20 protein-coding genes and 2 riboswitches are annotated in these 20,861 nt (G+C 73.0%); of the genes, 12 read left to right on the plus strand and 8 right to left on the minus strand.

All coding sequences use genetic code 11. The features are described from left to right. Positions 1-48 precede the first annotated feature (48 nt). Together H9641_RS16895 and H9641_RS16900 are read right to left on the minus strand one after the other, a co-directional pair. Positions 49-2,295 (minus strand): glycoside hydrolase family 6 protein, encoded by a 2,247-nt coding sequence (locus H9641_RS16895; RefSeq protein WP_191805629.1) that lies wholly within the window; start codon positions 2,293-2,295, stop codon positions 49-51. 206 nt (positions 2,296-2,501) lie between these two features. Next, positions 2,502-3,644 carry a LacI family DNA-binding transcriptional regulator gene (locus H9641_RS16900; protein WP_191805592.1) on the minus strand — a complete coding sequence of 381 codons (1,143 nt, stop codon included), beginning with the start codon at positions 3,642-3,644 and terminating at the stop codon, positions 2,502-2,504. Positions 3,645-3,744: 100 nt separating this feature from the next. Here H9641_RS16900 and H9641_RS16905 point away from each other — a divergent pair, with 100 nt between their 5' ends. Both H9641_RS16905 and H9641_RS16910 read left to right on the plus strand, forming a co-directional pair. Further along, positions 3,745-6,048 (plus strand): substrate-binding domain-containing protein, encoded by a 2,304-nt coding sequence (locus H9641_RS16905; protein WP_191805593.1) that lies wholly within the window; start codon positions 3,745-3,747, stop codon positions 6,046-6,048. Between the two features lie 117 nt (positions 6,049-6,165). Beyond that, positions 6,166-7,122, plus strand: a complete 957-nt coding sequence (locus H9641_RS16910; protein ID WP_191805594.1) for a phosphoribosylaminoimidazolesuccinocarboxamide synthase — start codon at positions 6,166-6,168, stop codon at positions 7,120-7,122. Here the strand turns inward: H9641_RS16910 and H9641_RS16915 are convergent. Beyond that, on the minus strand, positions 7,089-7,451 hold the full coding sequence (locus tag H9641_RS16915) for an HNH endonuclease signature motif containing protein (RefSeq protein ID WP_191805595.1): 363 nt from the start codon (positions 7,449-7,451) through the stop codon (positions 7,089-7,091). The genes H9641_RS16910 and H9641_RS16915 overlap by 34 nt on opposite strands. Positions 7,452-7,572: 121 nt before the next feature. Between H9641_RS16915 and H9641_RS16920 the strand changes: the two genes are divergently transcribed. The 8 genes from H9641_RS16920 (at position 7,573) to H9641_RS16955 (ending at position 13,607) form a co-directional block, all read left to right on the plus strand. After that, positions 7,573-7,959 carry a PadR family transcriptional regulator gene (locus H9641_RS16920; RefSeq protein ID WP_318244658.1) on the plus strand — a complete coding sequence of 129 codons (387 nt, stop codon included), beginning with the start codon at positions 7,573-7,575 and terminating at the stop codon, positions 7,957-7,959. Then, entirely contained in the window at positions 7,959-8,588 is a 630-nt protein-coding gene (locus H9641_RS16925) for a hypothetical protein (protein ID WP_191805596.1), read from the plus strand. Before H9641_RS16920 ends, H9641_RS16925 begins: the two co-directional genes overlap by 1 nt. A 374-nt stretch (positions 8,589-8,962) precedes the next feature. After that, positions 8,963-9,235 carry a phosphoribosylformylglycinamidine synthase subunit PurS gene (purS, locus tag H9641_RS16930; RefSeq protein WP_056652540.1) on the plus strand — a complete coding sequence of 91 codons (273 nt, stop codon included), beginning with the start codon at positions 8,963-8,965 and terminating at the stop codon, positions 9,233-9,235. Further along, positions 9,235-9,963, plus strand: coding sequence for a phosphoribosylformylglycinamidine synthase subunit PurQ (purQ, locus tag H9641_RS16935; protein WP_191805597.1), 729 nt, complete (start codon positions 9,235-9,237; stop codon positions 9,961-9,963). Before purS ends, purQ begins: the two co-directional genes overlap by 1 nt. Positions 9,964-10,108: 145 nt before the next feature. Then, positions 10,109-10,414 carry a hypothetical protein gene (locus H9641_RS16940; RefSeq protein WP_191805598.1) on the plus strand — a complete coding sequence of 102 codons (306 nt, stop codon included), beginning with the start codon at positions 10,109-10,111 and terminating at the stop codon, positions 10,412-10,414. Then, the gene (locus tag H9641_RS16945) at positions 10,411-12,612 is read left to right on the plus strand and encodes a hypothetical protein (protein WP_191805599.1); all 2,202 of its coding nucleotides are present in this window, start codon (positions 10,411-10,413) and stop codon (positions 12,610-12,612) included. The genes H9641_RS16940 and H9641_RS16945 overlap by 4 nt, the downstream gene beginning before the upstream one ends. A gap of 50 nt (positions 12,613-12,662) precedes the next feature. Further along, positions 12,663-13,232, plus strand: a complete 570-nt coding sequence (locus tag H9641_RS16950) for a hypothetical protein (protein WP_191805600.1) — start codon at positions 12,663-12,665, stop codon at positions 13,230-13,232. 60 nt (positions 13,233-13,292) lie between these two features. Then, positions 13,293-13,607 carry a hypothetical protein gene (locus H9641_RS16955; RefSeq protein WP_191805601.1) on the plus strand — a complete coding sequence of 105 codons (315 nt, stop codon included), beginning with the start codon at positions 13,293-13,295 and terminating at the stop codon, positions 13,605-13,607. Here H9641_RS16955 and H9641_RS16960 read toward each other — a convergent pair. The 5 genes from H9641_RS16960 to H9641_RS16980 all read right to left on the minus strand — a co-directional run bounded on the left by H9641_RS16960 (position 13,585) and on the right by H9641_RS16980 (position 18,085). Continuing rightward, positions 13,585-14,259 (minus strand): DUF1345 domain-containing protein, encoded by a 675-nt coding sequence (locus tag H9641_RS16960; protein ID WP_191805602.1) that lies wholly within the window; start codon positions 14,257-14,259, stop codon positions 13,585-13,587. The two genes, H9641_RS16955 and H9641_RS16960, sit on opposite strands and share 23 nt — an antisense overlap. Before the next feature lie 43 nt (positions 14,260-14,302). Further along, positions 14,303-15,154 carry an MBL fold metallo-hydrolase gene (locus tag H9641_RS16965; RefSeq protein ID WP_404821962.1) on the minus strand — a complete coding sequence of 284 codons (852 nt, stop codon included), beginning with the start codon at positions 15,152-15,154 and terminating at the stop codon, positions 14,303-14,305. 10 nt (positions 15,155-15,164) lie between these two features. Continuing rightward, positions 15,165-16,214, minus strand: coding sequence for an LLM class flavin-dependent oxidoreductase (locus H9641_RS16970; protein WP_191805603.1), 1,050 nt, complete (start codon positions 16,212-16,214; stop codon positions 15,165-15,167). 123 nt (positions 16,215-16,337) lie between these two features. Continuing rightward, positions 16,338-17,597, minus strand: a complete 1,260-nt coding sequence (locus H9641_RS16975; RefSeq protein WP_191805632.1) for an O-succinylhomoserine sulfhydrylase — start codon at positions 17,595-17,597, stop codon at positions 16,338-16,340. A gap of 23 nt (positions 17,598-17,620) precedes the next feature. Further along, on the minus strand, positions 17,621-18,085 hold the full coding sequence (locus H9641_RS16980; protein WP_191805604.1) for a rhodanese-like domain-containing protein: 465 nt from the start codon (positions 18,083-18,085) through the stop codon (positions 17,621-17,623). A gap of 6 nt (positions 18,086-18,091) precedes the next feature. Continuing rightward, positions 18,092-18,184, minus strand: a riboswitch (SAM riboswitch). Positions 18,185-18,502: 318 nt separating this feature from the next. After that, positions 18,503-18,617, plus strand: a riboswitch (SAM riboswitch). 40 nt (positions 18,618-18,657) lie between these two features. Here H9641_RS16980 and H9641_RS16985 point away from each other — a divergent pair. Beyond that, on the plus strand, positions 18,658-20,058 hold the full coding sequence (locus H9641_RS16985; protein WP_191805605.1) for an aminotransferase class V-fold PLP-dependent enzyme: 1,401 nt from the start codon (positions 18,658-18,660) through the stop codon (positions 20,056-20,058). 220 nt (positions 20,059-20,278) lie between these two features. Continuing rightward, on the plus strand, positions 20,279-20,861 hold a 583-nt coding region (locus H9641_RS16990; RefSeq protein WP_263600613.1), incomplete at its 3' end, for a GNAT family N-acetyltransferase.

A 20,861-nucleotide genomic window follows, 5' to 3' on the forward strand; every position in this document is an offset into this window, starting at 1 on the left:
GAGGTGCGGGCCCGGACAGCCCGGTCGGGTGCTGTCTGTCAGGTCAGGTCAGGCGACGGTGCAGGCCTGGCCGTTGAGGGTGAAGACGGCCGGCACGCCGTTCGTGCCGCTGTGGCTCGCGTTGAAGCCGACCTCGGCCGACCCGCCCGGTGCGAGGTTCGCGTTCCAGGAGAGCCCGGTCACCGTGACGTTCGCGCCGGTCTGGGTGAACTGGCCCGACCACGAGTTGGTGATCGTCTGGCCCGACGGGAACGTGAAGGCCAGGCTCCAGCCGTTGACCGTGCTGGTCGAGGTGTTCGTGACCTTCACGGTGCCCGTGAAGCCCGAGCCCCAGCTGTTGGCCGTGTAGGCGACCGTGCACGAGCCCGGGGGCGGGACGACGACCGTCGTGGTCGTCGCGCTCACCGCGGCCGAGGCCGCCGAGAGGTTGCCCGCGGTGTCCTTGGCCCGGACCGTGTACGAGTACGCGGTGCCGGCCGTCAGGCCCGTGTCGGTGAACGACGTGCCGGTCGGGGTGCCGACCTGCGAGCCGTTGCGGTAGACCACGTAGCCGGCCACGCCGACGTCGTCGGTCGACGCGTTCCAGGAGAGCGGGACGGTGCTCGAGGTGGTCGTGCCCGCGGTCAGCCCCGTGGGGGTCGACGGCGGCTGGTCCGTCTGGCCCGTCGCGGTCGTGACCGACCGGGCGGCCGACGCGGCCGAGACGTTGCCCGCTGCGTCGCGCGCCGTGACCGTGAACGAGTACGTGGTCGAGGGGCTCAGGCCCGTCGCCGTGAAGCTCGTCGAGGTCGACGTGCCGACCTGCACGCCGTTGCGGTAGACGGTGTAGCCCGTCACACCGACCGCGTCGGTCGAGGCCGTCCACGAGAGCGCGACCGAGGTGGCCGTGGGCGTGCCCGCGATCAGGCCCGTCGGGGCCGTGGGCGCCGTCACGTCGCCGGGCGTCGTGCCGCCACCGTCGATCACCGGGTAGGCGTTCTCGACGAGCATCTCGAACTGCGCGTCGAACCACTGGCCCGCGAGCGGGGCCCCGCCCAGCGCGCCCGTCAGCTGGTTGGAGAGCTTGGGCGAGACGAACGTCGGGTCGCACATGCGGTCGAACCGCTTGCCTTGGTCGTTCGGGATGTCCGTCGATGCGCCGTCGGACTCGCCCGGAGGCTTGACCCACACGAACGCGTGCAGGTGCGACTCGGGGTATCCCGCGGGCGTGGCCTGCGGACGCTCACCGATGCCGGCACCGGCCGGGTTGCACCACGCGCCGCGGTGGATGCGCTTGTCGACCCGGGACTCGTCGACGTAGGTGTTGTGGTTCGTCGACGTGCTGACCGCGGTCGGCCGGGCGTCGCCGCCCCACCCGTTGCGCGACGTGTCGATGAGCATGCCGATCGAGGCCGGGAAGCCCTCGGCGACCAGGAGGTCGTAGAGGTGCGCGGTCCAGTCGGTCTCGTCGAAGTCGGCGTTCCACTCGTAGAAGCTCGACGACCGGATGGGCGTCCCGCCGATCTGGATGTCCTCGAGGAACGGCTCGGCCAGCGGCGTCGAGTTCGCGGTGTTGGTCACGAATCCCGTGACCGACGCGAAGCCTGCGTTCGTCGACCTCACCACGTCGGCGAAGAGCTTGGCGGCGGGGCCCGAGTTGCTGGGCCAGCCCAGCCAGCCCGCGTGCGCGGCGTCGATGTAGGAGTAGACGTTGCCGACCGTGTAGAGCTCGTCGAGCGCGTACTTCACGCCTGCGCGGTAGTACGGCGCGGACTGCTGGCAGTCGGGCGTGCTGATGTTGGTGATGAGGTTGGGCAGCGAGTCGGGCTCGATCGTCGCGGCGATGCGCAGCGAGTCGTACTTGGGGTCGTCGAGGATGTCGACGATCGGGTCGATGTACTCGTTCTTGTAGCGCACGAGCCCGGCGTCGGTGGCGGGCAGCTCGCCGTTCGACGCGAGCGCGTAGCAGTCACGACCGGGCAGGTCGTAGATGACCAGGTTGAACACGATCGGCACGCCCGCGTCCTTCTGGGCGAGCGCCTCGTCCAGGTGGAAGCGCAGGCCGGGGCCGTCGGCGTTGCCCTCGATCGCGCTGATGCGGTCCATCCAGACGGCCGTGGGCTCGCCCGAGATCGCCTGCATCTTCGCGGCGAGGTCGCCGCCCGCCCGCGTCGCGGCCGCCTCGACCGAGTCCGACCAGTACGGGTTCACGTACTGGGTCGCCCCGGAGTACGGGTTCGCGACCCGCGGCTCGGCCGCTGCGGCAGGGACCTGCGCGAGTGCGAGGGGAGCGGCGACGAGCGCCGCGGCGGCCATGGCTGTCGCGCCCTTGCGCAGCCGATGGTGGGTTGGTGACACGAGATCCTCCTGGGGTTCGTCCTGGGGCCGGACGGCACCGGCCGGCCCGTGCCGCGGAGTGCGGCGCCGAGCGCAACGTGTCACGGACCGGGTGAGGTCGGCAGGTCGTGAAACGTTTAGGTGGACAACCCCGTTCACCCGCTCGACGGGTGCGGGGGCCCTGGTCAGCGCGGGGGAGAGGTGGTGCCGCGCACGACGAGCCGTCCGCCGGGGACCGCGGGCAGGGGCTCGGGATGCGATGTCGTGGTCCCCGGCGCGGCGTCGGGGCCGGGGCTGGGCACGGTCCCGTCGGACCGGCCGAGGGCGCGGAGCACCTGACGCCCGGCCTCCTGCCCGAGCTCGCGGTCGGGCCGCCCGACGGCCGTCACGGGTGGGGTCGACAGCCGCAGCACCGGGGAGTCGCGGCCCGCGACGACCGACAGGTCCCACGGGACGGCGAGACCCGCACGTCGCGCGACGTCGCGGACGCCCAGGGCGCCCGGGTCGTCCGAGGTGACGATCGCCGTCGGGCGCTCCGGGGACGCGAGCAGCCGGCGCGCGGTCGCCGCGACGTCCGCGAGCGTCGTGCACGACTCGACGACCGCGACCCCGCCCCGGCGGACGACCTCCGCGCTCACGGCCTCCGCGGCGCCGCGCCCCGACCGGAGGTCCGCCGCGGACGCGAGCACCGCGACGCGCCGGTGCCCGAGGTCCGAGACGTAGCGGCCGACCTTGGTGTCGGCCGAGGGGTCCAGGGCCACGGCCCGCGGCTCCTGCCCCGGGGGCGCCGGCGACACGGGTGCCGCCTGGTCGCGCGGGTCGCGGACGGGCGCGACGTGGTCGACCAGGACCGCCGCCGCGCCCAGGCGTGCGACGACCGCGAGCCGTGGGTCCTCGTGACGGACCCCCGTGAGGACCACGGCGTCGTACCGCTGCTCGGCCCACCAGTCTGCGATCGCGCCCGCCGCCGCGGCCAGGGATCCCAGGAGGTGGACGGCCAGCGAGAGGTGCCCGTCGAGGACGTCCCGGAGACCGTCCGAGAGCTCGAGGTCCGTGGCCGTCGACGCGATCCCGACCGCGTCGCGCACCAGGACGAGCGCGACCGATCCGGCCGCGCCGCGCAGCGTCCTGGCGGCCACGCTCGGGCGCCACCCGAGCTCCTCGGCGACCTGGAGAACCCGGCGCCGCGTGCGGTCGGAGACCCCCGGTCGGCCATTGAGGGCGTAGGAGACGACGGCGATCGACACCCCGGCCGCGCGGGCGACGTCGGTGATGGTCGTGCGCCTACCGGTAGCAATCGGGCGTTCCGGACGTAAGAATGTGGCCACGGTCACACAGCATGCCCCCAGTCAGGGCGTGGTGCACGATCGGACGGGCTCGACGGCGAGCCCGCCAGGGGGGAATCCGGTACACGACGGGGTGATCGCCATGGTCGATGTCACGACCCACCGACGGAACCTCACGATCGGTGTGCTCTCACCGGTCGTGGGGGGCTTCTACTTCGGCAAGGTCCTCGCGGGGATCGCGCGCGGCCTGCGCGCGGGCGGGCACCGCGTGGTCGCGGTCCAGACCTATCCCGCGGACCTCGACCGGGACGAGTTCCCCGACCAGCCCCCGCACCGTCCGATCGTGGGGCTCGACGCGATGGACGGGGTCATCGTGGTCACGTCCGCCGTCGAGCACGACGTCCTGCGGACGCTCGACCGGTCGGGAAGGCCCCTGGTCGTGATCAGCGAGACCGTCGACGCCCTCGGGGCGCCCCTGGTCACCCCCGACAACGCGGGCGGGGTGCGTGCCGCCGTCGAGCACCTCCTCCAGCACGGTCACCAGCGGATCGGGTTCCTCGGCAACCCGCGCCAGCACGACCTGGCCGAACGGCACGCCGCGTACGAGGCCGCGCTGCGCAGCCACGGGATCGAGCCGCGGCCCGAGTGGGTCTACCGGACCCGCGACAACCAGGAGGCCGCGGGGGCGGCAGCCGCCCGGACCGCGCTCGACGAGGGGCTCGACACGACCGCGACCATCGCAGGGACGGACCGCAACGCGGTCGGCTTCCTGCGGGCTCTGACCGACGCGGGGCTCGTGCTGCCCCGCGACCAGGCGCTCATCGGGTTCGACCACTCGGACGGCGGCGCTCGTGCGCGGCCACGGCTCTCGTCCGTCGACCCGCACCACGACCGCGTCGGCGAGCTCGCTGCCGAGCTCCTGCTCGCACGCATCCACGGCGACCGCGTCGGTCCGGGCCAGCACCTCGCCGAGGCGACCCTCGTCTGCCGCGAGTCCTGCGGGTGCGTCGACGGCACGCGGACCGACCTGCTCGTCGACGGCGTGCCGCGGATCGCCGGTGCGGGCGAGGGGGACTCTGCGGCGGCGCGCCTCGGGGCCGTGGCACGCGCCGTGCTCGACGACGCCGTGGTCCTGCGCGCGAGGCCGCGCCCGGGTCCCTCGGGGGCGGCCGGTGCGGGAGAGAGCGCGGTCGGCGGGTGGGTGCGCGCCGTCGTCGGGATGATGACCGACGCCGCCACCGACGCGACGACGCCCACGTCGCACTCCTACCGTGCCCTCGCCGACCGGACCGCGGTGCTGCGACCGGTCCCCGAGGCCCTCGAACAGCTCGTGCCGGCCGTGCGCGCCCTGGAGGCCGAGCTCCTCGGCGGCCTCAGGCGCCGTGGGCCGGCGGGGCCGCTCGGGGTCGCGGTCGGTGGCGTGGCGCGCGGCCGTCCGCAGGAGCGCTCCCGAGCGCTCGGCGACGTGACGACCGAGATCCTCGTCGCGCTCTCGAAAGGGTGCACGCACGGGCTCCTCGTCCGCTCGGGTTACCTCGAACGAGCCATGGTCGACCAGTACGAGCTCGACCTCGAGCTCATGCACGCCGACAGCGCGTCGCTGCGTCACCTCGAGTGGTTGCCGCGAGGGCAGGCCGGTCCGGCGGCGATCGCGCTGTGGGTCCCGCCGGGCGGTGGGGCCGCGGGCGGCGTGCTCGAGGTCGCGGGCGTCCGGGGCAGCGCCGCCGGGCAACGGCTCGTCGGCCACCGGTACGCCCCGGCGGAGTTCCCGCCCCGGGCGCTGCTGAGCGCCAACGCTCTCTCGTTCGTCATCCCGGTCGCGTTCGACGTCAGCGACTGGGGGTACCTCGTGATCGGGGGACCGGTCGACACCCGGGCGACGAGCGCGCGCGAGAAGTACAACCACTGGGCGGCCATGCTCGCGGTCGCGCTCGACCAGGAGCACCACCTCGCGGCGCTGCGCGCGCAGCGTACCGAGCTCGAGGAGTCGGCGCGGCGAGAGCGGCGCCTGGCCGAGGAGATCAGCGCGAGCGAGGAACGCTACGCCCTCGCCTCGGTCGCCGCGTACGACGCGACGTGGGACTGGGACGTCGCGACCGGCACGGTCTACTTCTCGCCGTCCTGGCGGGCCATGCTCGGCCTGCCCGACGACGACGTCAAGACCGCCGACCCCGACGAGTGGCTCGACCGGGTCCACCCCGAGGACCTGCAGGCGGTCCAGGTCGCGCTCGCGGCCCAGCTCGGCGGAGCGGGCGGGTCGCTCGACCTCGAGCACCGCCTGCGGTCCGCCGACGGACGCTACCTGCGCGTGGCCTGCCGTGCCGTGACGGTGAGCGACGGTGCGGGCTGTCCGACGCGCATGGTCGGGGTCATGACGGACCGGTCCGACGAGCGTCGGGAGGCCGCGCTCCGAGGGGTCTTCCTGCCCGATCCCTCGCGGCCCTGACCCGGCCTCTTCCACGAGCAATGCCCTCGAGCTGCGCCGCGTCACCTCCCGGCCGACCGGAGCCCCGCCATCCGGACGCCCTGAACGACGCCCGTGCCGGATGAGAGACTAGGCGCCGTGACTGACTCGCGCGACGCCCTCGACACGGCCCACCTCGACCTGCCGGGGTGGCGGCACGTCTACTCGGGGAAGGTCCGCGACCTCTACGAGCCGGACCTCGCGCAGCTCGGCGGGGCGCACCCGCTCGGCGACGTCGTCCTGGTCGTCGCGAGCGACCGCGTGAGCGCGTTCGACCACGTCTTGTCCCCGGGGATCCCCGACAAGGGCGTCGTCCTGACCCAGCTCAGCCTGTGGTGGTTCGACAAGCTCGCCGACCTCGTCCCCAACCACGTCGTGAGCACCGAGGCCAGCGCCATGCCCGGTGACGGCCTGGTGCCGGACGTCGTCGCCGGTCGCGCCATGATCTGCCGCCGCCTCGAGATGTTCCCGGTCGAGTGCGTGGCCCGTGGCTACCTCACCGGATCCGGCCTGGTCGAGTACCGCGTGGACCGTACGGTGTGCGGAGTTCCTCTGCCCGAGGGGCTCGTCGACGGCTCGCGCCTGCCGGAGGCGATCTTCACACCCGCCGCCAAGGCCGAGGTCGGGGAGCACGACGAGAACGTGTCGTTCGAGGTCGTCGCCCAGACCGTCGGGCTCGAGGCGGCGACCCGCCTGCGCGACCTGACGCTCGCGGTCTACTCGCGCGCCGAGGAGATCGCGCGCGAGCGCGGCGTGATCCTCGCCGACACCAAGTTCGAGTTCGGCGTGGACCCCGTCACGGGCGCGACCGTGCTCGGGGACGAGGTGCTGACGCCCGACTCGTCGCGCTTCTGGCCTGCCGACCAGTGGCAGCCGGGGCGCTCGCAGCCGAGCTTCGACAAGCAGTACGTCCGCGACTGGCTCGCCTCCGACGCCTCGGGCTGGGACCGCGCGTCCGATGCCACGCCGCCGTCGCTGCCCGCCGACGTCGTCGAGCGCACGCGCGACCGCTACCTCGAGGCCTACGAGCGGATCACGGGCGACTCCCTGTTCTGAGCGACCCCGAGGCGCTCTCGGACGTAGCGGTGCCCCGTCGGTGACGTCCAGCGGACGGTGCCGTCGGCCGCGAGCTCAGGACGCCAGCCGTGCCGCGCCCGGACCACGTGGTGGTGTCGGCAGAGCGAGATGAGCTCGTCGGGGCCCACGTCCGTCGCCTCCTGGGTCGCGCCCGGTCCCGGCGGCGACGGGCGCCTGACGTGGTCGAGGTCGCAGCGGAACGCGGGCACGGCGCACCCCGGGAACGTGCACGTGCGGTCGCGCGAGAGGACGGCGGCGATCACCTGGACCCCTGGCCCAGGACGGGCTTCGAGCAGCGATTCGAACATGTGTTCGATCGTAGCGTCGGGGTCCGACAGCGACACCCATGGGGCCGCAGGGTCGTCCAGCCGGGCGCGGCGTCTTGCCCCATGGGTCGTCGCGCGATATATATCGACCATGACTCCCGCCGTGAGTGGTCCGCCTGGCGCCAAGCCGTTCCGCATGACCGAGCAGGCGTACCTGATCCTGCTCTCGCTCACTCCCGAGCCGCTCCACGGCTACGCCGTCATCCAGGCGGTCGCCGAGCTCTCCGACGGGGCCACCGCCCTCGGAGCCGGCACCCTGTACGGCAACCTCGACCGGCTCTCGGGTGCGGGGCTCGTCGAGCCCTCGGGCGAGGAGGTGGTCGACGGTCGTCTGCGCCGCTACTACCGGATCACCGACGACGGCCGTCGCGTGGCCGAGCAGGAGACGGCCCGGCTCCGCGAGCTCGCCGCCAGGGCGCAGAAGGCCCTCGACCGGCGGGGCACGGCAGCACGCCCGACGTCGGGCCGGCTCGCGGGAGGGCTGGCCTGATGCGCCGCCGCGACCTGACGCCCCACGAGCGCTTCGAACGGTCCGCGCGCTTCTGGGCGCGCGCCTACCCGCGCCGCTGGCGCGAGGTCCACGGCGACGAGCTGCTCGCGGTCCAGCAGGACGTGGCCCAAGCGGCTGCGGAGGCGACCGGTGCGCCCGTGCCCGACCGGCTGAGCGTCGGCGAGGTCCGCGGCCTGCTGTGCGCGGGGTGGGGACTGCGGTGGCGTGAGCGACCGCCGCTGTGGCGGTGGGTGCTGTACCGGTTCGGTCTGCGGCTGCCCGCGCGGTACTGGTGGTGGGTCGCCGACGACATCAGGGGCGCGTTCTACTCGGTGCGGGATGCGGTCTCCCCCCTCGTCCTGATCTACAGCCCAATGCTCGTTGTGCTCATGGGGTACGCGTGGTTCACGGGGCGTCCTGTCGCCGACTACTGGCCCACGTTCCTCTCGTCGGGATTCTTCTGGTTCTTCGTCGTGCTCCTCCTGATCCCGCCTGCGACGTTCCTCCGCAAGAGTCGTACGCGCGACGCCTGGTACCGACACGTCGTCTACGGCAACGTGCCCGAGCAGATGCGGCCAGCGACTGTGACGACGGGTGGCCAGACAGGGAGCGACCAGGACCGCACCTGAGCCCTGAACCCGCGAGGCCGCACAGGACTCCTGAGGCGAGCTCCGCCGTCGGGCTGGGGGCTTCCTGCGGTCGAGCACGAGGTTGCGGTCGTTCTGACGCCCAGGACGACCGCAACCTCGTGCTCGGCACCCCGCTCGACCGCCGGCCGGCCTCGCCCGGCGCCACGAGCAGCCCGCCCCGCAGCCCGCCCAGCCCGCACCTGCGCCCGCCGCCTGAGACGCGACCCTGCCCCGTGCGCGGCCCGGGTAAACTGGCCCCGGAATCCCCACCCACCGAGATCCGTGCGACCCGGTCGCCGCCCTCGCGGCGCGCCCCGAGCCTCGTGCGGACCTGTCCGAGCCGAGCGGCCGGACCAACTTCCCGAGGAGCTCCTGTGGGACGCGTAGTCGTCGAGGTCATGCCCAAGCCCGAGATCCTGGACCCGCAGGGCAAGGCCGTCGTCGGGGCGCTCCCGCGCCTGGGCTTCACCCAGTTCACCAGCGTGCGCCAGGGCAAGCGGTTCGAGCTCGAGGTCGAGGGTGACGTCACCCCCGAGGTGCTCGCCGCGGCCCGCGAGGCCGGCGAGAAGGTCCTGTCGAACCCGGTCATCGAGGACGTCGTCCTCGTCGCCGAGCTGACCGCCGAGCTGGGCGGGGAGAGCGCCTGATGAGCGCCCCCGCAGCGACCGGCCTGGCCACGGCCCTGATCGGTGTCATCACGTTCCCCGGCACGCTCGACGACCGGGACGCGGCCCGTGCCGTGCGCCTGGCCGGCGGCGAGCCCGTGTCCCTGTGGCACGCGGACGCCGACCTGCACGGGGTCGACGCGGTCGTGCTCCCGGGCGGCTTCTCGTACGGGGACTACCTGCGCGCCGGGGCGATCAGCCGCTTCGCGCCCGTCATGGACTCGCTCGTCGACGCGGCCCAGGGCGGCCTTCCCGTCCTGGGCATCTGCAATGGCTTCCAGATCCTCACCGAGGCGCACCTGCTGCCCGGCTCGATGATCAAGAACGACCACCTCGCGTTCATCTGCCGCGAGCAGACCATGGTCGTGGAGAACGCGGACACCGCCTGGACGCGCGACTACACCGCGGGCCAGCGCATCACGGTGCCGCTCAAGAACCAGGACGGCCAGTTCGTCGCCGACGAGCGCACGCTCGACGAGCTCGAGGCCGAAGGCCGCGTCGTCTTCCGCTACGAGGGCTGGAACCCCAACGGGTCGCGCCGCAACATCGCGGGCATCTCGAACGCGGCGGGCAACGTCGTGGGCCTCATGCCGCACCCCGAGCACGCGGTCGAGGCCGGGTTCGGCCCCGCGAACGAGTCCGGCCCGCGCGCGGGCACGGACGGGCTGGGCTTCTTCACCTCGGTGCTGAGCACGCTCGTCCAGGCCTGAGAACTGTCGCCCCCGCGCGACGCTTCGCACTGCCCGACGGCGGCGCTCGCCTCCCGAGGTGAGCGCCGCCGTCGCGCACCGCGAGACGGACGGGGAGCAGTGCCCATGTCGCACGCACGAGGCCACGGCTAGCCTGTGCCCCGGAATGCACGAGATCGTCAAGAACAGGGGGCGTGGCATGTCAGTGTCCTTACGGGTCGACACGGTACGCATGGAGACGGCGGGTTCCAGTCTGCAGGCGGCAGCATCGCAGCTCCCGTGGACGGTGCCCGACCGTGCGGGCGGATGCGGTAGCCAGGCGGTCGAGAACGCGGTGCAGGAGTTCGCGATGCGGATGGCGCTCGAGCTCCGCGGGGCCTCCGAGGAGATCGCGGCGCTCGGGCGTCATGCCGGGGAGGCTGCCCGGGCCATCGAAGAGGCCGACCAGGAGCTTGCGCAGGCCGCCCCGTGAGCTACTACACCACTCGACGCCCCGACGTGGGGGACCTGACCGTCCTGACCAGCCTATCGGCCGGCTTCGGGGCCCATGCCGACCAGGCGAGGGCCGCGGCGGGCACGTTGACGAGCGCATCCGGCGACCTCGGTGTCGAAGCGTGGCAAGGAGTGTCCGGCGACGCCTGGCGAGCGCAGGTCCCGGTCCCCGCGACGCGGCTCGCACGGGTGCAGGCGGCCGCCGAGACGTTCTCCCGGGCCGTCGGCACCTATGTGACCGTCGTGGCATGGATCGCGAGCGACGCCGCCGTCCAGCGGACACGGCTCGACGAGGCGGAGCATGTCATCTCACGGCTCTACTGGGACTCCGAGTACACCGGCTCGGCGTTCTGCTACGACGAGGACGACCGCGCTCGTGCGCGTCAACGTGTCCGCGAGCAGGCCGAGCGGGACGTGCTCGACGCGTGGGCGGCACTGCGCACGCTCGAGGAACAGCGGGCAGCGGCCGACAGCACGTTCTGTGCTGCCCTCGCGGCCGATGCGCCCGACGGATGGTCGACGACGTACCGAGCGCTCCTGGCTGTCGGCATCGACTCGACGGCCGAGATGAGCAGCAGCGAGCTCGCGGCCGCCTTCGCCGGTCTCGCGGACCGCGTCGCGAGCGGAGACGCCTCCGAGCGCGAGCTGGAGCGGCTCCAGGCCTTCTTCGACACGTGGGGCGGGTCGAACGACGTGATGGCGCAGTACTTCCTGAAGGTCGGAGGTGAGACCACCGTCGCCATGGTCGACCGGCTCGGCGACGACGCGCTGGCGGGCCGCATCGACCCCGCGGTGGCGCTCCTGCTCGCCGCGGGCATCCGGGCCGCCCTCAGCACGGGTTCGGCGCGCTGGTCTCCCCGGACCGCGGACAGGTTCGCCGAGCAGATGCTCAGCACGGCGAGCGCGACGGGGGGAGGCGGGGTCGCCACGATCGGCTTCCTGTTCTCGAACCCGCTCCGCGCCCCCCTGGGGGAGACGCTCACGGTCGCGGTCTCGGACGCGCTCGACGACCAGGAACGCAACCCCCTCAACGCCTCGACGGGAGCCTGGTACGACACGTCCCCGAACGCCGGGGGCCGGTTCCTCGCGGGCCTCGAGAGCGGGACCAACGGCAACGAGGTCGACGACCCCGCGGGTCGAGTTCTCGCGACGCTCGGCGTGTATCCGGCCGCTGCGATCGCCTGGCTCAGCGAGGACAAGGACGACTTCGCGACCGACGGAACCCTGGGCGACGCGCGGCTGACCTACTGGTTCGGCCAGCGGGACTGGTCCGTAGGGACCAGCGGGGACGGCTTCGAAGGCGTGAACGCGCTCTGGGCCGGCCTGCAGCGATCGGAAGGAGGTCTGGTGGCCGGAGCGGCCGACGGGGCGCCGATCGACGTCGCGGTGATGCAGGACGTCGCCTCCCTCTCGACCAGGGTCTTCGAGCAGCTCAGCCGGAACGCAGCGCTGGAACCGGAGAACGTGAGCACCCACGGCGCGATGCTCCTGGCGACCGCGCTCGTGCAGCAGCTCGAACAGCTCGGGGAGTACCCGATCTCGGCACGGTCGGCGGACACCGCTGTCGTGGTGACAGGAATCCTGGGTGGCGAGCCCGTGCCGATCGTCAACGCGAAGCAGGACTGGGTCGCTGACCTCTTCGGCGTCGCGGGCTATGACCCGGCGGGCCGGAAGATCTTGGCCGATCATGTTGCCGACTACCAGCAGCACGTGACGAGCATGGCCGCCGTGCCAGGCTCGACCTTGAACGCGGAGGGCGCCATCACGAGGATGCTGGGAGCGCAGGGAGCTCTCGAGGGTGCACCTGTCGGTGCTGGTCTCGCGGTCGCGCAACGGAGCGACGCGGCGGTCAAGGCGGGAATCGATGCCGTGGGGGGCCTCGTCGGCGCTGTCTCCGTCCCGGGCGGATATCTCGGAGGATGGGCGTTCGGAGAGGGAGTGGGTGCCGTCGGTGACCTGCTCGGTACGCAATGGGCCACTGCGTACAACGACGCTCTCCAGCTCGAGTACGGCGACGAGGAGGTCCGCAGCGCGATCATGCGTGAGCGGCTCGAGACCCTGGTCGGGGACTATGCCGACCTGGGGCTGATGGAGCCCGATCCGCGCTATGTCGACGAGCAGATCATGCACTACAACAATGGCTTCGACGCCTGGGCACGTGAGGGAGAACGTCAGTGAGAATCATGGTGCGTCGGGGCTTGAGGGCGGGCTGGGGGCCAAGCGTCGTCGTGGCGGGCGCCCTGGTGCTCGCCGGGTGCTCGTCGGCGCCGGAGCCTGCGCCGTTCTCTGCCGACGTGGTGTGGCCGGACGGGGAGCCGGTGGGGGAGCTCGAGGAGTCGCCGTGGGTGCAGGCGGTGCGGGAGTACGAGCTCGTCGTGGCCGCAGGAACGAACGCCCTGGACTTCTCCTCGTCCCGTTTCGGGATCATGAAGGAGAGCGTCGCGCAGGGCTGGTACGAGGCCGCGGTGGACGGCATCGAGGACGGTGACCTAGAGCTGTGGGTGGGGCCGCGGTCGTTCGCGGTGACCTCGGTGGTGGAGACCGAGACGGGGGCCACGGTCGTGGTGTGCTTGGCGCCGCGCGAGCGGATCATGGTTGAGCCCCAGGAGACTCTGAGCACGGCGATCGAGTACTACCTCGTGGAGGTCGAAGGTCGCCGGGTCGTCGACGGGGCACGCGAGGAGCGTTTCGGTTCGTGCGACGCGACAGGCGCGGTGCAAGGGCTGTTCGTCACGCCGCCGGATCGTGAGCTGTTGACCATCGACGACCCGTCGGTCGTGGTCCCGCCCCGTCCCTGACGGTCCGTCCGTCCGCGATATCACCCGCCACCAGGCGGCGCGACCCGTTACCCTGGTCCGGTGCTCACCCTCTTGTCCGGTTCCTCCGTGTTCGGTGCTCTCGCGGTCGACTGCTTCACCTGGGTGGCCGGCGCGCTGGCCGCAGCCCCTGGCAGGCTGGGAGCCCTGGGGTCTCGCATCGAGGCCACCGTCGTGGAGTGGGGCTGGTTCGGTCCCGCGGGCGAGATGACCGAGCGCATCGCGTACACCCCGGCACGGGTCGCCCTCGCGCTCTTCCTGGTCATGTCGGTGGCCGCGGTCGCCGCGCTGGTGTCGAGCCTCGTGACCCGCAGGGCACGTGAGGACACCGAGGTCAGAGCCCCGCGACGAGGTTGACGACCGCACCGATGATCACGGTCCCGAACAGGTAGGACAGCAGCGCGTGCCACAGCGCTGTCCGACGGATGTCGCCCGACGTCACGTTGGTGTCGGAGATCGCGAAGCTCATCCCGATCGTGAACGCCACGTACAGGAAGTCGACGTAGCGGGGCGGCTCGTGCTGGTTGAAGTCGATGCCGCCATCCATGCCCGTGTAGTACTGCCGCGCGTAGGCGAGCCCGAAGAGCGTGTGGACGGCGGCCCACGAGATCGCGACGCTCCCCACGGCGAACACCGCGGTCAGCGCCTGCGCCCCCTTGTCGTCGGGCGAGGCGAGCAGCATGAGGCCCACCCCGACGAGACTCACGACCGACGCAGCCAGGATGAACAGGTGGGTCACGCGCCGCGACGGCTCCTCGCGTGTGGCGTGGCTCGCGGTCGTCTGCGCATCCATGGCGATGACGACGATCCAGGTCCAGGCGACGAACACGAGCGCCGCGATCGACCACCCGGCGAGGAACGCGAACCGCGGGTACCCCTGCGACCCGATCCAGGCACCCGCGGCCACCCCGACCGCCGCGCCGACCGCCAGCCGCACCGCAGGTCCGGCCCCGAGGCGGTCGCGGGGCACGGGGGCGCTGGGAAGGTCCGGGTGGTGGGAGGGCGTCACGCGGTCAGTCAACCACCGGGCGTGCGGCCCGGCGCGTCGGCCGCTACGCGCCCTCGGCGAGGTACCGGAGCTGCGCTCGGACGCTCTGCCGGGCCGCGGGGAGCGCGCCGGGGTCGACCTCGCCGTAGACCGCAGCGGTGACCGTGTCCACGAGAGCCTCGGTCTGGGCGGCGCCCGCTCGGCTGCCGAGCACCTCGCGCACCTGCGCGAGCCGGGTCGCCCGGTGCTCGCGGTACGCGCGCGCGACGGCTGCGAGGTCGCCCTGGTGCGGGCCGTGCGCGGGCAGGACCGTCGCCGCGCCGAGCGACTCGAGCAGGTCGAGGCTCGTGAGGTAGTCCCGCAACGAGCCGTCGGGCTCGGAGATGACCGTGGTGCCCCGGCCCAGGATCGTGTCTCCCGTGAGCACGCTGCCGTGCGGTCCGTCGTCGGGGAGGTGGAAGCTCGTCGAGTCGCTCGTGTGCCCGGGGGTCGCGAGGACCTCGATCCGCAGCCCGGCCGCGTGGATCGTCTCGCCACCGCGGAGCGGCGCGGCCTCGCGGGAGCCTGCCGGGTGGCAGTGGGCCGGGTCCGCGGCGCGGACCGGGGCGCCCGTGAGCTCGGCGAAGCGCGCCGCCCCTGCGGTGTGGTCCGCGTGGCGGTGCGTGATCAGGACGACCTCGATGCGCTGGCCGGTGGCCAGGGCCGTGAGGTGAGCGACGTCGTCGGGCCCGGGGTCGACGACCACGCGGGTGCGCGCCCCCGGCGCGGCCAGGACGTAGGACCGGGTCCCGTCGAGGGTCATGGGCCCGGGGTTGGGTGCGAGGAGCACCGAGGCCTGGCTCGTGACGCGCACGGGCGTGCCCGACGGCGCCGCGTCGGCGGGCGGTCGGGTGCGGTCGTCGCTCGGGCGCGTCACGTGGCAGGCGTCAGCCGGCGAGCTCGGCCGCGAGGAGCTGGATGGTCTGCGTGCGGCCGGGCGTCGCGTCGAGCGACTCGTCGGCCCGCGACCCCGCGACGGGCACGAGCATGACCTCGTCGACGCCGTGCCGGGCGGCGAGCTCGCGCACGCGCCGGGCTGCGGCCTGGGGCGCGTCGACGATCCAGCGGTCGAGCATCTCGTCGGCCATCTGGGACGTGAGCCCGTCGAGCGGTGTGGACGCCGCGTCCTCGACCGTCTCCTGCGCGCCGAGCGGCTTGCCCGAGCGCAGGCGGGCCATCATGCGGGCCTGCGGCAGCGCGCGGGCTCGGGCCTCGTCGACCGTCGGGGCGACCGACACGTTGACCGTCAGGAACGTCTCCGGGGTCGGGTGCTGGGCCGACGGGCGGTAGCCGTCGCGGTACAGCGCGAGGACCTCGTCGATGCCGTGGCCCGAGAAGTGGTTCGCGAACACGTACGGCAGGCCCAGCTCAGCGGCCAGGCGCGCCGAGTAGTCGCTCGACCCGAGCAGCCAGACCGTGGGGACGCTCTCAGCGGCCGGGGTCGCGTGCACGTCGTAGACCTGGCCGCTCGTCAGGCGTACCGAGGCGCCCTCGGCGCTCATGAGCGAGCGGATGTCCTGCACGTGCTGCGGGAAGCGGTCGACGTCGGACGTGGGGCCGCTGCTGCGCAGCAGGGCCGTGACGACGGGGTCGCTGCCGGGTGCCCGCCCGATCCCCAGGTCGATGCGGCCCGGCGCCATGGCCTCGAGCACCGCGAACTGCTCGGCCACGACGAGGGGGGCGTGGTTGGGGAGCATGACGCCGCCCGACCCGACGCGGATCCGCTCGGTCACCGAGGCGGCGGCCGCGATCATGACGGGCGGGGCGGACGCGGCGACCGCGGGCATGTTGTGGTGCTCGGCGAACCAGTAGCGCGTGAAGCCGAGGCGGTCGGCGAGGCGCACGAGGTCCAGGGAGGCGGCGATGGCCTGGGAGCTGGACTGTCCCGAACGGACGGGGACGAGGTCGAGGACGGAGAGGCGCGGCGAGGTAGTCATCGCCAGGTGCAACCCCGCGATACGGCCGGGGTATTCCTGGACCGTCCGCTGAGTGCGGAGTTCTTGCGAGACACGCACGGCGTGTCGCGCAAGAACTCCGCACTCAACGGTGCGGCGGGCGGCTCAGCGCGCGGCGAGCGCCTGCTCGACGTCCTCGATCAGGTCGAGAGGGTCCTCGAGGCCGATCGAGAGGCGCACGGTCGTCTCCGCGATCCCGACGGCGGCACGACCCTCCGGCCCCAGCTTGCGGTGCGTCGTGGTCGCGGGGTGCGTGATGAGGGACTTGGCGTCGCCCAGGTTGTTGGAGATGTCCACGATCCGCAGCGCGTCGAGGAACTGGAACGTGCGCTTCTTGAGGAGCTCGGGGTCCGTGCCCGGGTCGTCGGCGCCGGGCACGTCGAGGTTGAACGTCACGACCGTCCCGCCGCCGCTCTGCTGGGCCTTGGCGAGCTCGACCTGCGGGTGCGAGGCGAGGAACGGGTAGCGCACGGCCGTGATGCCCGGCAGCTCCTCGAGCGCGGTCGCGACCTGGAAGGCCGCGGCGTTCTGGGCCTTGACGCGCACCGACAGGGTCTCGAGCCCCTTGACCAGGACCCACGCGTTGAACGCGCTGAGCGAGGGGCCGGTGTTGCGGATGAACGTCTGGACGGGTCCCTTGACGTACTCCTCGGAGCCCAGGATCGCGCCGCCGAGCACGCGCCCCTGGCCGTCGATGTGCTTGGTCGCCGAGTACACGACGACGTCCGCGCCGAGCTCGAGCGGCTTCTGCAGCACGGGGGTCGCGAACACGTTGTCGAGCACGACGACGGCGCCCGCCGCATGGGCGAGGTCGCTCACGCGGCGCACGTCGATCACGTCCTGCATGGGGTTGGACGGGGTCTCGAAGAAGACGACGTCCGCGGGGGTCGACAGCGCCTCCTCCCACTGCGAGAGCACGTGACCGTCGACGTAGTCGGTGCGCACGCCCCACTTGGCGAAGATCTCGTCGAAGATCACGAGCGACGAGCCGAACAGCGCGCGGGCTGCGACGATGCGCGACCCGGATCCGACCAGCGCCGCGAGCGACGTGAAGACCGCGGACATGCCCGACGCCGTGGCGTAGCAGGCCTCGGCGCCCTCGATGAGGCGCAGCCGCTCCTCGAACGTGTGCACGGTCGGGTTGCCGTAGCGCGAGTAGATGAAGCGGTCGACCTCGCCCGTGAACGCGGCCTCGGCCTCGGCGGCGCTCCCGTAGACGTAGCCCTGCGTGAGGAAGAGGGCCTCGCTCGTCTCCTCGAACTCGGAGCGGGCGTGGCCACCGCGCACCGCGAGGGTGTCGGGTCGCACCGAGCGCGGGAGCGGGCCGCGGCCCGAGCCTCCGGGGATCCCGGCGGGGATGCGCAGGACGCCGTCCCCGGTGCCGGCGCTCACGACTGCTTCCAGGGGAGGCCCGCTGCGCGCCAGCCGTCGGAACCACGGTGACCGGCGCCGTCGAGCGCTCCCTCGAAGCCCTCGAGGACGTTGTACGCCGGGCCGAGGCCCGCTGCGGTCGCGGCCTTGGCCGCGCCGATCGACCGCGCACCGGAGCGGCACAGGAACACGACCGGGCGCTCGGGGGTCACACCGGCCGCGGTGAGGTCGGCGACGAACGCCGGGTTGGGGCGGCCCTCGACCGTGACCCACTGGGTCAGGACCGGCTCGCGGCCCGTCGAGGACAGGTCGGGGACGCCGACGAAGCGCCACTCGGCGTCGGTGCGGACGTCGACGAGGACGGCGTCCGGGTCCGACTGGAGAAGGGCCCACGCCTGCTGGGGCGTGATGTCGCCGGCGTAGCCGTCGGCGGGCCGGGCGTCGGGGACCGGTGCAGCGGTCGCGCGGTCGGGGGCACTCATGGTGATCCTCCATCGGTCGTGGCGGTAGCACCCTCGCCCGTCGCCGGGGGGTTGCTGCGGCGTCATCGTGCCAAGTCACTCAGCCGCTCTGGATGGTTGCGTCGGATCGTACGCCACCGTGCCCACAGGATGGAACGCCTGTCTCGCAGGGTGGTCGGGAGATAGGTTGCCGTGCATGGAGAGCTTCCCGTCCGGCCGTGAGATCGAGGATTCCTGTCGAGGTAGAGGGCTCGGGGCCTCTACCTCGACGCAAGCCCTCTACCTCGACGCAAGCCCTCTACCGCGGGGTGGGCGGTCGGGAGGGGAGCGCGCCCCGGCACCCGCTCCGCCCGCCTGACAAGCTCCCGCTGCCCACCATCCGAGACGCGGTGCCCACCGGTTGACACGCTCCGTGGGCCTCGCCCATCCTGGACACCAGGTCATGAGTGCCAGCGCAAAACCCCGGTTTGCTGGCCGGCAACCCTCCTCCGCGGCGGGGTGCCCCGGGTGACGACCGGGCCCCTCTCTACAAGGAAGGGGGCAAGCGCGGAGGGGCCGCAGGGCGAACTCCGACGACCACCGGAGGACGTGCCATGAGCGCACACGCAGTCATCGAAGCCCCTACCTCGTGTGCCGTGCTGCCCGTCGTGGGCAGCGACACCCTGGTCCCGCTCGTCGACGGGCGCAGCGTCCCGTACGCGAACCTCGACGTCGCGGCGTCGGCCCCTGCGCTGCAGGTCGTGGCCGACCGCGTCAACGAGGTCCTGCCGCTCTACGCGAGCGTGCACCGCGGCGCGGGCTACCTGTCCCAGGTGTCGACCGCCCTCTACGAGGCCGCGCGCCAGACCATCGGCGCGTTCGTCGGCGCCCGCGAGGACGACGTCACGATCGTCACGCGCAACACCACCGACTCGCTCAACCTGCTCGCGGGATGCGTCCCGGCGCAGGCCGACGGGACGCCCGGCCGGGTGCTCGTCCTGGACGTCGAGCACCACGCGAACCTCCTGCCCTGGCAGCGCACGGGCGGCGCCACGGTCCTGGTCGGAGGCGCGACGGTCGCCGAGACCCTGTCCGGGCTGCGCGCCGAGCTCTCGCGCTTCCCGTACGCGCTCGTCGCGATCACGGGGGCCTCGAACGTCACGGGCGAGTCGCTCCCTCTCGCAGAGGTCGTCGCCGCAGCGCACGACGCCGGGGCGCGCGTCCTGCTCGACGGCGCCCAGCTCGTGCCGCACCGCGGTGTCTCGCTCGCGGCGAGCGACGTGGACTACGTCGCGTTCTCGGGCCACAAGACCTACGCGCCGTTCGGTGCGGGCGCGCTCGTGGGGCGCCGTGACTGGCTCGACGCAGGCACGCCCTACCTCGCCGGGGGCGGCGCGGTGCGCAACGTGACGCTCGAGGGCACCACGTGGCAGAGCGCCCCGGCGCGGCACGAGGCCGGGTCGCCCAACGTGATCGGCGCGGTCGCGCTCGCCTCGGCGTGCGACGCGCTCGCTGCGCTCGAGCCGGGCGTGCTGGTCGCGCACGAGACCGAGCTCCGGGCCCGCCTCGTCGAAGGGCTCGAGGAGATCGACGGCGTGCGCGTCGTCCGCGCCTGGGCCGACGCCGTGGACCCCGTGGGCGTCGTGACGTTCTCGGTCGACGGCCACGACGCGGGCCTCGTCGCGTCCTACCTGTCGGCCGAGCACGGGATCGGCGTGCGCGACGGCCGGTTCTGCGCGCACCCGCTCCTGGCCCGCCTGGGCTTCCCGGCGGGGGCCGTCCGCGCCTCGATCGGCGTGGGCACCACGGGCGAGGAGATCGAGCGCCTGCTCTCCGCGCTGCGCGCCTACGTCGGCGACGGGGCCACGGCCCGGTACGAGGTCGTGGACGGCTGCTGGGTCGTGAGCGACGACCCGCGTCCGCTGCTCCAGGTCGCGGGGCTCTCGGGCCTCTTCGCGACCGCCGCCGTCGGCAACATCACGGCCGCCGTGGGGTGCGGTCCCGCCCCCGCCTGAGAGGGCCTCTGACCTGCGGAGACGCTCCTCCGAGCGCAACGTTCACCCGTGCGTCACCTCATCGTCCACAGCAGACCGCTCCGTGGTCTTGGCGGCGACGCCTGCGTGTGTTCTGATATGCGCTGTGCAGCACGATGTCGTCCTGGAAGGCCACGGGTTCCGCCTCGAACCCCTGGCTGTCGCGCACGCCGGTGCGCTGGCTCAGATCGTCGATCCGACGATGTGGGCGGGTATGAGTACGACCCTCCCTGCGGGGGAGGTCGGGATGGTGAACTTCATCGAGGACACTCGGGCTACCCGGGCGCTGACGGCCTTCGCCGTCGTCGACGCGGGCTCGGGTCTCGTGGTGGGGAGCACCGCCTTCCGTGACCTGTCGCTCGACGACAGGCGCGTGGAGATCGGGCGGACCTTCTACGCCCGTTCCACGTGGGGGAGCCTCGTCAACCCGGTCTCGAAATGGTTGCTGCTCCGACATGCGTTCGAGTCGTGGGACGTGCACCGTGTGGGCTTCCGGGTGGACGCGCGCAACGCTCGCTCGCTCGCCGCGATGCGTCGCCTCGGCGCGTACGAGGAGGGCGTCATGCGAGGTCACCGCACGGCGCCCGACGGCACGCGCGCCGACTCGGTGTGCTTCTCGATCCTCGCGCACGAGTGGGCGGGCGTCGAGCTCGGCCTGCTCGCGCGGATCACGAGCCCGCGCATCGTCCCGGTGCTCGGCCCGGTCGAGATGTCCGCCGCCGGCGAGCCCGTGACCACGCCGCTCCTGTCGGTCGTCCCGCCGGTCGCCGGGCACGTCGCCGACG

The organism is Oerskovia merdavium (assembly GCF_014836755.1).
In the GTDB taxonomy this organism is placed as follows: Bacteria; Actinomycetota; Actinomycetes; order Actinomycetales; family Cellulomonadaceae; genus Oerskovia; species Oerskovia merdavium.